At 66.8% G+C, this 12801-nt stretch carries 11 protein-coding genes and 1 pseudogene; 1 reads left to right on the top strand and 11 read right to left on the bottom strand.

The window, feature by feature from the left end:
• Window positions 1-31: 31 nt before the first annotated feature.
• Genes K0O64_RS06740 through K0O64_RS06750 form a run of 3 tightly spaced genes read right to left on the bottom strand, consistent with a single transcriptional unit; the run spans window position 32 to window position 3069 of the window.
• Window positions 32-1921 carry an SDR family oxidoreductase gene (locus K0O64_RS06740; RefSeq protein ID WP_096310474.1) on the bottom strand — a complete coding sequence of 630 codons (1890 nt, stop codon included), beginning with the start codon at window positions 1919-1921 and terminating at the stop codon, window positions 32-34.
• Window positions 1922-1952: 31 nt separating this feature from the next.
• Entirely contained in the window at window positions 1953-2360 is a 408-nt protein-coding gene (locus tag K0O64_RS06745) for an acyl-CoA thioesterase (RefSeq protein WP_071947205.1), read from the bottom strand.
• Window position 2361: 1 nt separating this feature from the next.
• Window positions 2362-3069: a histidine phosphatase family protein gene (locus K0O64_RS06750; protein WP_071947204.1), complete on the bottom strand. Its 708-nt coding sequence runs from the start codon at window positions 3067-3069 to the stop codon at window positions 2362-2364.
• 93 nt (window positions 3070-3162) lie between these two features.
• Between K0O64_RS06750 and K0O64_RS06755 the strand changes: the two genes are divergently transcribed.
• Complete coding sequence (locus K0O64_RS06755; RefSeq protein WP_096310476.1) at window positions 3163-4032, top strand: MaoC family dehydratase; 870 nt, start codon at window positions 3163-3165, stop codon at window positions 4030-4032.
• A gap of 22 nt (window positions 4033-4054) precedes the next feature.
• Here K0O64_RS06755 and K0O64_RS06760 read toward each other — a convergent pair whose 3' ends face one another.
• The 8 genes and pseudogenes from K0O64_RS06760 to helR all read right to left on the bottom strand — a co-directional run bounded on the left by K0O64_RS06760 (window position 4055) and on the right by helR (window position 12771).
• Window positions 4055-4780, bottom strand: a complete 726-nt coding sequence (locus tag K0O64_RS06760) for a VIT1/CCC1 transporter family protein (protein ID WP_071947202.1) — start codon at window positions 4778-4780, stop codon at window positions 4055-4057.
• Window positions 4777-5468 (bottom strand): annotated as a pseudogene (locus K0O64_RS06765) (DUF899 domain-containing protein). The gene K0O64_RS06760 and the pseudogene K0O64_RS06765 overlap by 4 nt, the downstream one beginning before the upstream one ends.
• Before the next feature lie 67 nt (window positions 5469-5535).
• Window positions 5536-6366, bottom strand: coding sequence for an ATP-binding protein (locus K0O64_RS06770; protein WP_096310480.1), 831 nt, complete (start codon window positions 6364-6366; stop codon window positions 5536-5538).
• 58 nt (window positions 6367-6424) lie between these two features.
• Window positions 6425-7279, bottom strand: coding sequence for a hypothetical protein (locus K0O64_RS06775; RefSeq protein ID WP_096310482.1), 855 nt, complete (start codon window positions 7277-7279; stop codon window positions 6425-6427).
• Window positions 7280-7509: 230 nt separating this feature from the next.
• On the bottom strand, window positions 7510-8337 hold the full coding sequence (locus K0O64_RS06780; protein ID WP_071947197.1) for a hypothetical protein: 828 nt from the start codon (window positions 8335-8337) through the stop codon (window positions 7510-7512).
• 195 nt (window positions 8338-8532) lie between these two features.
• Complete coding sequence (locus K0O64_RS06785) at window positions 8533-9375, bottom strand: hypothetical protein (RefSeq protein ID WP_096310484.1); 843 nt, start codon at window positions 9373-9375, stop codon at window positions 8533-8535.
• 127 nt (window positions 9376-9502) lie between these two features.
• Window positions 9503-10336: a hypothetical protein gene (locus K0O64_RS06790; RefSeq protein WP_096310486.1), complete on the bottom strand. Its 834-nt coding sequence runs from the start codon at window positions 10334-10336 to the stop codon at window positions 9503-9505.
• Between the two features lie 233 nt (window positions 10337-10569).
• On the bottom strand, window positions 10570-12771 hold the full coding sequence (gene helR / locus K0O64_RS06795; RefSeq protein ID WP_174714168.1) for an RNA polymerase recycling motor ATPase HelR: 2202 nt from the start codon (window positions 12769-12771) through the stop codon (window positions 10570-10572).
• Window positions 12772-12801 lie beyond the last annotated feature (30 nt).

Below are 12801 nucleotides of genomic sequence, written 5' to 3' on the forward strand. Positions count from 1 at the left end.
CCGCTGTGTGTCTTGTGGGATTCGACTGAGTTCACCAGTGCACGCCGGGCACCAGTCGCACGACTTGCTTGACGGGGCGCGGGGCGCGCAGCCGGATCGCCGGCAGACGCGGGCCAGAAAACGAAGCGCGTCGGACTTCGCCACGGGCCGCCGGTGAATCGGGGTAGCCCAGGTAAAGCTGATGCAGAACCCGGCGGGCCAGCTTGGGAGTGAAGTACTGGCCCGCGTCGGCCAGCGTGCCCAGCGGGGTGTCGATGCGAACCGGTTTCTCCACCAGCGCCCGAACCACCATCGCCGCCGCATGTTCGGCGCTGATCGGCGGCACCGGATTCAGCCGGCCCGACGGTGCGATCATCGGCGTCTTCACCAACGGCATGTGGATGGTCGTGAAGGTGATGTTGTCCGACAACGTCTCCGAGGCCACCACATCGGTGAAGGCATCGAGCGCGGCCTTGGTCGGCAGGTACGAGCTGTACTTGGGATTGCGTGCCTGCACGCCGGCGCTCGACACGTTCACCACGTGACCAAACCGCCGTGCCCGCCAGTGCGGCAGCAGCGCCAGCACCATCCGCACGGCGCCGAAATAGTTGACCGCCATCACCCGCTCGTAGTCGTGCAACCGGTCGGTCGACGCGCTCACCGACCGGCGAATCGAGCGGCCCGCGTTGTTCACCAGATAGTCGACGTGACCGAACCGACCGAGGATTTCGGCGATCGTCGTGTCGACGGATTCGGTGTCGGTCACGTCGCAGCTGAACGCGAAGGCGTGCCCGCCGTCGGCGGTGATCTCGTCGACCAACTCCTGCAGTGCTTCGCCGTTGCGCGCCAATGCGAATACGGTTGCGCCGCGTGCCGCCACCGCGACCGCCGACGCCCGACCGATACCACTGGACGCGCCGGTGATGATCACGTGTCGGCCCGCCAGCGGCGCAGAGTCGGAATCGCCGCGCTCGGGATCGAGATGCTGCGCCCAGTATCGCCACAGCGCGGGGGCACAGTCCGAAAACTCTGGCGGCTCGATTCCGCTGGGAAGCAACACCTTTCGGGTCCATTCGGAGTGAAACACGGCCGACGTCTCCAACGTGTCGATGGCTTCTGGCGGCACGCCGAGCTGCGTTACGGCCATGTCCCGCAAAACCTTCGCGCGCCCGCGGACCGCCAGCAGCGGCTCGGCGACCTGCCGCGGCAGCCCACCGCGCAGCGGCGGCAGCCCCGCAGCCCGGGCCACACCCCGATAGATCTGGCGCAGGCCCACAGGTGCCGGCGCGGTCAGGTGGAAGGTCTGCCCGTCCCGATCGTCGGCATGCATGAGTTCCACCAACGCGTCGGCGACGTAATCGACCGGCACGACATTGATCCGGCCGATGTCCGGCAGGAGAACCGGCGTGACCGACGGCAACGCGGACAGCCGGGCCAGCAACCCGAAGAGGTGGTACGGGCCCGTGATCCGGTCGATCTCGCCGGTGCGCGAGTCGCCGACGACCACCCCCGTCCGGTAGATGCGAAAGCGTGCATCCGCCGAGCGCACCAGTTGCTCCGCCTCGAAGGCCGCCCGGTGCCGGGCGGTGGGCAACTGCTGGCCGACGTCGAAATCGTCCTCGGTGAACTCGCCGCGAAAATCACCGGCCACCGCCACCGAGGAGAGGTGATGCAACGTCGCGCCCAACTCCCGGGCGAGCGCCACAGCCGACTCGGTGTCGGCCGCCCGTAGGTTCACGACATGGTCGGCACCCGGCGGCGCGCATGCGTCAGACAACGCGTGCACCCGCTCACCCCAGTCCGCGGCGAGCAGGGCCACCCGCGCCTGCGCCGACGGGTCGTCGACCGTCAGCCACACGTGCGCGTCATCGCGCTGGTCGAGCAGGCGGGTGACAACCCGGCGCCCGATGAACCCGGTACCGCCGGTAACGACATAACGCATGGATCATCTTTGATCGCCGATCCCGCCGCGGTCAACAGTGCACGGACATCCGCTCCCGAAACCAGTCCGGCCACGGCTGCTTCTCGAACGTCACCGCGTCGACGCACACGTGGACCATCGTCGCGTCGGCGATCAGGTCCTCACCGCGGCGGATGGCGAATCGGCTCCGCATCGACGTCTGCCCCAACGGCTCGAAGCCGACCCCGACCATCAGGTCGTCGTCGAATCGCGCCGGCTGGCGAAACTGAAGCTCGGCCGCGGCGACGACGAAGTCGATGCCCCCGTCGAGCAACACTTGGTAGTCGCCGAAGATGTCCCGAATCGCCTCGTTGAGCGCCATGTCGACCCAAGTCAGGTAGTGGCCGTTGAAGACTCGGCCCTGCATGTCACATTCGACATACCGCACGCGCAGCGGCGTGCCGAACCTCATCGACGTCATCTCAGAACGAGGTGATGCCGTCCCAGTCCACGAGCGTCCAGCCGATCACCGGGTTGCCGGTCACCACGACCCGGCCGGTATTGGGCAGCGGGTGATCCGTCGCGAGGCTGTCCTTGGCGTTACGCGCATTCATCAACGTCCACAACATGATTGACGCGGCACTGGAGAATGCGACGGGCTTGTTGTTGCCGCTCTCGTAGATCTTCTGCACCGCCCCCGTGAACTTGCCGTTGAACTCGGCTCCGCTGACCGAGCCGGGTATGGCGAAGTCGGTGTCGCCGCGCAGCCAGTCGGCGGGGGCGACCATGTACGTCGCCGCGGCGTTCTTCACGTTGCCGCCGTCGAACCAGCCCGCCGAGATTTCGTCGAGGCCCGGCAGTACGGTGACCTGCTTACCGAGTGCTTTGGCCATCGGCGCGGCAGTCTGCTGGGTGCGCACCATCTGCGAGGCGTAAACGCCGTCGTACCCATTGCTCTTCAGCCTGTTGGCCGCCGCGGCGGCCTGCTGCTCGCCCGTCGGCGTCAGCGACGGTCCGGGCACCGACGTGTCGATCACCCCGGCCGCGTTGGCCTCCGACTCCCCGTGGCGAATGAACGTCAGCGTGATCGTGCGGTCGTGCGGTGTGTCGGAACTGCAGCTGGCGAGAAGCACGGCCGCCAACAGCGCGGCGATCAGGGAGACGAGGGTCCGGGCGCGCAGAAGATGCATCCTTCTAGGTTGCCTTGTCGACCGCTGTGGTGGGCCCGAATTCTGTCAGTGCGACGATGATGTTTCTGATCCGACGACGTCAGGAGTGCGGCAATGGCCATCGACCCCACAGCAATCGGCGCGGTCACCGATCCTGCGCCCTACCAGTGGACCGATCGCGACACGATGCTCTATGCGCTCGGCGTCGGTGCGGGCACCGATGACTTGCCGTTCACCACCGACAACAGCCACGACATCCCCCAGCAGGTCTTGCCCACCTTCGCGGTCATCTGCTGTCCGGCGTTCGGGGCCGCCACCAAGGTGGGTTCGTTCAATTGGGGCATGCTGCTGCACGGTTCGCAGGAGATCCGTCTGCACGCACCGCTGCCCGCCTCCGGCCAGCTCTCGGTGGTGTCCGAGGTGGCTGACATCCAGGACAAGGGCCAAGGCAAGAACGCGATCATCGTGATGCGCGGCAAGGGGACCGATCCCGAGACCGGCGAACTCGTCGCCGAGACGCTGTCGACCGCGGTCATCCGCGGCGAGGGCGGTTTCGGCGGTCAGCCGGGTCAGCGGCCCGCCGCCCCGGAGTTTCCCGACCGCGAGCCCGACGCCCGCATCGCCATGCCGACGCGAGCCGACCAAGCGTTGATCTACCGCCTCTCGGGTGACCGCAATCCTCTGCACAGCGATCCGTGGTTCGCCCGCGAGATGGCCGGTTTCGACAGGCCGATCCTGCACGGACTGTGCACGTACGGGTTCGCCGGTCGTGCCCTGCTGGCCGAACTCGCCGGCAATGAGGCCGCCAAGCTCACCGCGGTCAGCGCACGGTTCACCTCGCCGGTGTTCCCGGGCGAGACGTTGACGACCTCGATCTGGCGCACCGAGCCCGGTCGGGCGGTCTACCGCACCGAGGCCAGCGGGCCCGACGGTTCCAACACTCGGGTCGTGCTCGACGACGGCACTGCCGAGTACACGGACTGATGGCGCGGCACCGCCGCTGCGACTAACCGACGGCGCCGCCGACGAGGTGGCCGATGCCGAAGGTGATGCCCATCGCCAGCGCACCGCCGATCACCACCCGGTAGATCGCCCGCCGCGGGTTGGCGCCACCGAGCCAGGCGCTGACCCAGCCGGTGATCGCCAAGGCGGCCAGCACCGCGACGAAGGTGATCGGCACCCGAATTGAGGCCGGAGGCAACAGGATTGCCAGCAGTGGCAGGATCGCGCCGACCGTGAACGAGATCGCCGACGAGATGGCCGCCTGCCACGGGTTGGTCAATTCGTCGGGGTCGATGCGCAACTCGATGTCGACGTGGGCGGCGAACGCGTCGTGGTCGGTGAGCTCCTCGGCCACGGTCCGCGCGGTCGCCGGTGTCAGGCCCTTGGCTTCGTAGAGCGCGGCCAGTTCGTCGAGCTCGGCCGCCGGCTCGGTGTCGAGTTCGCGGCGTTCCTTGGTCAGCATCGCCTCCTCGGAATCGCGCTGGGTGCTGACCGAGACGTACTCACCGACCGCCATCGACAGCGCGCCGGCGGCCAGAGCCGCGATGCCGGCGGTGAAGATCGGCCCGCGTTCGACGGTCGCGGCGGCGACGCCTACGACGATGCCGGCCGTGGACACGATGCCGTCATTGGCGCCGAGCACCCCGGCGCGCAGCCAGTTCAGTCGGCTACCGAACTTGCCGTGGTGCGGCTCGGAGGGGTGGGTCGGTTGATCCGGAGGCGTTGTCACGTGTGCAGCGTAGGACTTTCCCCGTAGGCGCGCGCAATGTCCTGCGACCCGGCCCAGCCGGAGTACGTCGGTCGTTGCGGCCAGCCGTCGGGGGAGTCCTGCCACTCCTCCTGCCGGCCCCACGGCAGCAGGTCGATGAGGGCGAACGAGTGGCTGAGTTGCTCGGTGCCGCGTCCGTTGGTGTGCCAGGTGCGGTAGACGGTATCGCCGTCGCGCAGAAAGACATTGACTCCGAATCCCTCACCCGGGGCGGCGTCGACGTCGGCGCCGAATGAGCTGCCGGCCGACGAGTACCACTCCATCTTGTTGCCGACCTTGGCCTTATAGGCCAACGCTTCGTCGATCGGTCCGTTGGTGACGATGACGAAGCGGGCGTCGTAGTTGTCCAGGAATTCCAGGCGGGTGAACTGGGAGGTAATCCCGTGCAGCCCGGGCATTGCCACTCGGCGCCGTCGGTCCACATGTGGTTGTAGACGATCAGCTGCGAACGCCCGTCGAACACCTCGGCCAGGCTGATCGGACCGTCGGGTCCGGTCAGGACGTAGTTGGGCATCTCGACCATCGGCAGCCGCCGGCGTTGCGCGGCGATCGCGTCGAGTTCACGGGTGGCGGCCTTTTCCCGCGCGCGCAGCTCGTCGAGTGCGGCGCGCCAGGTCTGTTGATCAACCACCGGAGGCAGGGCGGACATGGGGACTCCTTCGCGTCGGGTTCCGTCACAAGGATTGACTCGCCCCGCCCCCGATAGTCATCGAGGGCTAGCCGCGCTTGCCGTGTCCCTGCCCGGGCTTGCCGGTCCCGGCCTTGGCGGCGCCCGCTTTGCGGCTGCTGTTCGCGGACGCCTTCTTGGACCCGGCCCGGGCCGAACCCGCCACGCCGGATGGTGCCGCGAACTTCGGTGTGACCGGCTTGGCCGCGACCGTCGGGGTCAGCGTTGCGGTGGCCGGCTTCTTGAACGGCAACACGACAGCCGGTGGCGCGGTGTAAAGCGCAGTCGCCAATACGTTTCGGATGATGAACCCGACCGCGATCGGACCCTTCAAGCTGAGGAGCCCGTATTCGCTGTTGAGGGCTTCATTGAGGAACACTGCGGGTGCTTCCAGCAGGCCGAGCAGCGGGTTGCCGCTCGTGGTGATGGAGTCGATCGCGTCCTTGGCGGCGATGAACGGTGTCTGGATCTGTTTGACGACGGCGGGCGGGATGTCCTTGCCGATGGCGGTGACGACCACGGCGACGTTGTTGATGTGGGCGATGATCTCGGTGGGGATCTGCGCGCCCTGACCGGTGACCAGTTGCACGGCGTAGATCAACGGATTGATCACCAGTTGCGCGGCGACGGGCGCGATGAAGATCGGGTTCGGCAACGGGTAGGTCTTATTGGCCCCGACGGCCAACTGGCCGAGCAGGTAGGTACTGATGATGGTGTCGTTGACGAGCTGCGACCAGGCGTCGGTGAGCTGAACCGATGCGCTGGCGACGCGAATCGGTACGGGCGTCTCGTGTGGCGTGATGACGACGGGCGACAGCATGAGCGTGCCGGCGGTCACGGTCGAAATGGCGAGCAGCTTACGGCGAGCGGCGTAGTCCATCGAACAGTTTCCTTCTTCAGGATGTCGCGGGAGTGATGAAAAGGATTGGCGCGCAGAGCTATTTGCGGTTGCTGCGCCCGCGGCCGGTGTCAGCGCCCTTGGTATCGGTCTTGGCGGAAGCCGATGGTTTGCGCTTGCTACTGGCTGCCGACGATGGCGCTGTGTGCTTCGATCGCGCCGACGACGCGGTGCCGGACGGTGCGGCGGCCGTTTTCACGGGAGTCGGTGTCGCCGCCGCCTTCGGTTGCGCCGCAGCCTTACTCGCTGTCTTGAACGGCAGGACGACCGACGGCAATGGTGTGTAGACGGCGTTCGCCAGAAGGTTGCGAAAGATCAGTGACAGTCCGATCGGACCGGTGAATCCCAGCAGGCCGTACTGGCTGTTGAGGGCGATGTTCAAGAAGACGGCCGGGGCTTGGAACAAGGCTGTCAATGGGTTGGCGCTGTTGGCGATGAATTCCAGCGTCTGTGCCGCCGCGAAGAACGGTGCTTTCAACTGCTCGAACGCCACTCCGGGCACGGCACTGACGGCCAGTTGGGCGATCTTGCCGACCTCGGTCAGATGTGCGCCGATCCAACCCGGGACTTGGCCGCCCTGTCCGGTCAACAGAAGACCGGCGTAGGCGAACTCATTCAGCACCAGCTGGGTCACCACGGGCGCGAGCGGAAACGTCGGGGATGGCAACGGGTAGTTGTTGTTCGCGCCGATCGTCATGGTCACGAGGCCGGTCACACTCGACGCGGTGTCGGTGAACAACTGCGACCACGCGTCGGCGAGCGCGACCGTCTGGTCGGAAATCCGAGTCGGCGAGTGCGCGTCGAGCGGTGCGACAGTCACGGGTGTCAACGCGAGGGCGCCGGCAGTGGTCAGTGCGGCGACGGTGAGTACTGAACGACGGGCGATGTTTTCCATCGGAGAGTTCTCCCTCGTGGAGCGGTGTCGACGAGGTCTCGCCGGCTTCTCTTCCCTGGCTGGGAATCCGCTGTGGAACAGCTTCCCAGTCGCTAGTGGTCGTCGCAGCATTATTTGCGGATCTGCGTCCAGACGTGCAATGAATTCATTAGCTGTGACGGTGAACCGGCGGTGAATGCGAGGGCACGCGGTGGCCCGGGGTGGGCCAGGCCGCGTGCCCTCGCGACGATCTACCGCGTGCCGTGCCGGGCGCCGGCCGGCTTGGTGCCCGACTTGGCCGTCGTCGCCTTGCGCTTGCTGTTGGCCGACGGGGCCTTTGTCTTCGACCGCGCCGAGGAGGCCGTATCCGCTGGATCCGACACCGCCGCCGTGAGCTTCGGGGTCACCGTCGCGGCCGGCTTCTTGAACGGCAGCGTGATGGTGGGCAGCGGTGTGGAGATCGCCGAGGCCAGCAGGTTCCGGAGGATGATCGGTACCGCGATCGGACCGTTGACACCGATGAGTCCGTATTGGCTGTTGAGCGCCGCGTTGAGAAACAGTGCGGGGGCCTCGATCAGGGCGGTGAGCTTGTTGGAGGCGTTGGCGACGAACTCGATCGCATCCCTGGCTGCGACGAACGGTGTCTGGATCTGCTTGACGATCACCGGCGGGATCTCGGAGACGAGGAGCGAGGCGAAACTGGCGACGTTCGACAGGTGCTGGGCGATCTCGCCGGGGATCGCGCCGCCCTGGCCGGTGATCAGTTGCACGCCGTAGATCAGCGGGTTGAGCACGAGTTGCGCGATGACAGGCGCGATGAAGATGGGATTGGGCAAGGGAAAGGTGCTGTTGGCCCCGACGAACAGCCCGCCGAGTTCGACGACGCTGGCGACGGTGCCGTTGAGCAGGTCGGACCAGGCATCGGTGAGGTGCACGGCCTGTGTGGAGATGCGCGTCGCGGTGACGCCCGGCGCGTGCAATGCAGGCGGCGCGAGCGCAATGGGGGTCAGGGCAAGCGCGCCGATCGTGGTCAGGGCGGCGGCGGTTCGTACCGGTCGGCTTGGGGCAGCGAATTCCATCAGAGAGTGTCTCCCTCGTAGAGGCGGCACCGACGACGCTCGCCGGCTTCAATTCCGCGGCTGGGAATCCGCCGTGCAACAGCTTCCCAGTAGCTTGAGACCGCCGCACGATTATTTGCGGTTCTGCGCCGAATTCCGGTCAGAAGTGATTGCCGTGAGCCTGATCCTGTGAACGCGATGCTTCGTTGTGACCGTCTATCGCCGGCCGTGAGCCACACCTTTGCGCGCAGTGCCCGCCTTGGCGGTGCCGGTCTTCTTCGCGCCGGCCGACGCCGTGGGTTGTGCCTTGGGCTTGGTACGCGCCGACCCCGCGACACCGGTCGGTGCCGCTGCTGTCGCAGTCGTCGGCGCGAGCGTCTTCGGGGCGGCGCCGTTCGCTTTCTTGAAGGGCAGCACCACGGTCGGCAGTGGGGTCGCGAGGGCGTTGGCGAAGAGATTTCGGACGATGATCGCGACGGCAACCGGACCCTTGCCGCCCAGGAGCCCGTACTCGCTGTTGAGTGCGTGGTCGAGAAACACCGCCGGAGCCTCGACCAACCCGAGCAACAGATTGCCGCTGCCGGCAATGGATTCGAGTGCCAACCTGATGGCGTTGAACGGGGCCTGAAGCTGCGGGCCGATGAGCGGCGGAAGTTGAGTGACAACGAGCTCCAGGGCGCCGAGGACTTGCGATATGTGGGTCTTGATTTCCGTGGGGATTGTCGCGCCCTGGCCGGTGATCAGCTGCACGGTGTAGATCAGCGGGTTGAGTACCAACTGCGTGACGATCGGCGCCAACGGGATCGTCGGAGTGGGCAACGGGAAGGCGTTATCCAGACCGAGGAAAACTTTGCCGAGCACTTCCACGTTGTGCAGCGTGTTGTTGAGCAGGTCCGACCAGGCGTCGGTGAGCTTAACGGCTTGGGTGGAGACCTGCGTTGCCACGATGGCGGGTGCGTGACGTTCTGGCGGTGCGATGACGATCGGGGTCAGCACCAGCGCCCCAGTGGTGGTCAGGGCGGCGGCGGTGCGCATGGAACGACTGGCGGTGGGTTCCATCAGGGCCTTCTCTTCCTCGTAAGGGGCGGCGCCGACGAGATCTGTCGGCTTCTGTTCCCTTACGGGGAATCCGCCGTGCACAGCTTCCCAGCTCCACACAGCGTGTGCACAGGTATTTGCCAGAAAGCTAGTCGCGCTTGCTGTGCCCAGTGCCGCCGCTGCTGCGGTGGGCGGTCTTGGCAGGCGAGGCCTTACTGGCTGTGGCCGACGGGGATTTCGATCCCGCCCGCGCCGACGATGCGGCAATGGCCGATTTCGGTGTCGGAATCTGTGACGACACCGCGCCGGCCGGTTTGCCCGGTTGCAGGATGTGGGACAGCCAGCCGGGCAGCGGGGGATCGATTGCCGTGGCCAGCACATTGCGGACCGTGATCGGGAAGCCGATCGGCCCCTCGGCGCCGAGGAGTCCGGTGGTGGTGTTGAGTGCGAAGTTCAGGAAGACCGCGGGCGCTTCGAGCACTCCGATGAGCGGGTTGGCGGCGGTGCTGATCGATGCGAGAGCTTGTTGAATGGCGGCGAACGGCGTCTGAACCCAGAGGCCGAGGATCTGGGGCAGGGCGGGGATCACCTCGCCCATGACTTTCCCGACGTTGGTCAGATGGGTTTGGATCTCGCCGGGAATCTGGCCACCCTGACCGCTGAAGAGCTGACCGACGTAGATCAGCTGGTTGAGCACGATCTGGGTGGCGATCGGCGCCAGGAAGATCGTCGGATTCGGCAGGGGGACGCCGCTTTCGGCGCCCACGAACAGCTTCACCAACTCGGTGACGTTCGCCCCGGTGGCGGCGAACAGGTCGGACCACGCGTCGGTGAGCTGGAGTTCCCGCGCAGAGATCTGCGATTGCGTGATGGTCGGTGCGTGAAGATCGGGTGGTGTGACGACGACGGGTGCCAGGCCGAGTGCGCCGGCAGTGGTCAACGCGGCCAGAGCGATTATCGGGCGACGAGCGGCGTGTTCCATCAGCGAGTGTCTCCCTGCTAGGGCGGTGCCGGCGGGGCTCGTCGGCTTCTCTTCCGTGGCTGGGAATCCGCCGTGCGTCAGCTTGGCAGTAGGTCTGAGTCGGCGCACGACTATTTGCCATATTCGAGCAAAATTGCCGAAGTTGCGACATGGCAAGGCATTTAACTGTGAGTCCGTTGTCAAAAAGCTGTGATACCTGGCCCGCGCCGTGCTTGCTGCTTAGTGACCCGGTGTCAGTCGTGGACGTCGAGTCCGGTCAACGCCGCCGGTAGCGGATGCTGATGGAGGACGCCCAGGCGCTGGGTTGCCCGCGTGAGCGCGACATAGAGCTCTGCCGCACCGCGCGGCCCGTCGGCGAGGATCGCGGCCGGCTCGACCACCAGCACCGCGTCGAACTCCAGGCCTTTGGTCTCCGCCGGTGCGACCACGCCCGGCATGGCGGGCGGCCCGATCACGACGGCGGTGCCCTCGCGGGCGGCTTCGGCCGCGAGGAAATCCTCGATGGCGGCAGGCATCTGGTCCGCGGTGACCTGACGGGACCAGGGGCGAAAACCGCTGGCGCGCACCGATTCCGGGGCCCGAACCTCGGGTGCGAACTCGGCGAGCAGTGCCGCGGCGACGGTCATGATCTCGGCGGGGGTGCGGTAGTTCACCGACAGCGACCGGTACACCCACCGGCCGGGCACGTACGGCTCCAGCATCTCGGCCCACGACGTCGCCCCGGCCATCGAGCGGCGCTGCGCGAGATCGCCCACGACCGTGAACGACCGGCTCGGGCAGCGGCGCATCAGCACCCGCCAGTCCATCTCGGAGAGCTCCTGGGCTTCGTCGACCACCACATGCCGGTAGGTCCAGTCCCGGTCGGCAGCAGCACGTTCGGCGAGGTCGCGGGTGTCACGCTCGAGGAAGCGTTCGGCGAGGGCCTCGGCGTCGATCAAGTCCTGCGCGAGCAGAAGATCCTCGTCGTCCATCAGATCCTCGTGCGCGACCATATTCTCCAAAACGCCTCGGGCATAGTGGGTTTCTTCCTTGAGCGCCTGTGCGGCGGCATCGTCGGCCGCTTTGTCGCGGCCCAGCAGGTCGACCAATTCGTCGAGCAGGGGCACATCCGAGGTCGTCCAGGCGTCACCGACTTCTCGCAGTAGCGCCGGGTCGGCGCCCGCGGCGCGGAGCCGCTCGGGCGAGGTGTACAGCTCGGCCAGCAGCTCCTGGGGCTCGAGGACAGGCCAGAGTTGGTCGAGGGCTGCGATGAACCGCTCGTTGTCTTCGAGGTCGGCGAGCAGGTCCGCGCGCACCTTCGCCCACGCGTCTTTGTTGTCGCGGGTCAGCCAGCCGCGGCCGATCCGGGCGACCCCGCGCTCGGTCAGCACGTAGGTGACGATGTCCCGGAACACCGCACGAGCTGCATTGTGCGGCAGTCCGCTTGCGCGCGCCTCGTCGATGGCCCACTGCGCGGTGTCGGCGGCGATCTGCAGGGTGACATCGCCCAGCGGAATCTCCAATGGATGCTCGGGTGTCCGCTGCCGGTCCTCGATCGCGGCCCGCAGGACGGCCAGCATCGCGCGAGAACCCTTGATGCGGGCGACATTCGGGATGTCCTCGGCGGTGACGTGCATTCCGGGAACCAGATCGCCGACCGTGGAGAACACCACCTCCGATTCGCCCAGCGACGGCAGGACGCGGCCGATGTGGTTCATGAACGCCTGGTTGGGTCCGACGACGAGCACACCGTGGCGCTCGATCCGCCGACGTTGTGTGTAGAGCAGGTATGCCACCCGATGCAGTGCCACCACGGTCTTGCCGGTGCCGGGGCCGCCCTCGATCACCAGCACGCCCGGATGTTCGAGCCGGATGATCTCGTCTTGTTCGGCCTGGATCGTGGCCACGATGTCGCGCATGCCCTCACCGCGGGGAGCGTTGACGGCGGCGAGCAGCGCGGCATCACTGCTGAACGGGCTATCGTCCCCGGCGTCAGGGTCGGGACGACCGAAGACCTCGTCGGTGAAGTCGACCAGCCGCCTGCCGAGGGAGTGGAACTGGCGGCGTCGGCGCATGCCCTCGGGGTTGGCGCCGGTGGCGACGTAGAAGGCGCGGGACGCCGGAGCCCGCCAGTCGAGCAGGAGTGCTTCGTGGTCGTTGTCGTCGTCGAAGATGCCGATTCGGCCGACGTAGAGCCGCTCGCCGGACAGGGTGTCCAGTCGCCCGAAACACAGTCCCTGGTCGGCCACGTCCAACCGCGCCGCCCGTTGGGCCAGTGCGCGCACCTCGGCGTCGCGAGCGACCAGAGTTCCGCCGTCTTGCAGGTCGATCGGCCCACCGAGCGCGGCGCGGTACTGAGCTTTGACCTTGGCGCGTTTTCCGTCCAACCTGTCGTAGAGATCGTCGAGGTAGTCCCGTTCGGACTTCAATTCGTGCTCGTGCGCGTTCTTCGGCATACCCCTCGTTTCCATGGCTCGACTCCATCC

The sequence above is a fragment of the Mycolicibacterium pallens genome (genome assembly GCF_019456675.1).
Taxonomy (GTDB): domain Bacteria; phylum Actinomycetota; class Actinomycetes; order Mycobacteriales; family Mycobacteriaceae; genus Mycobacterium; species Mycobacterium crocinum.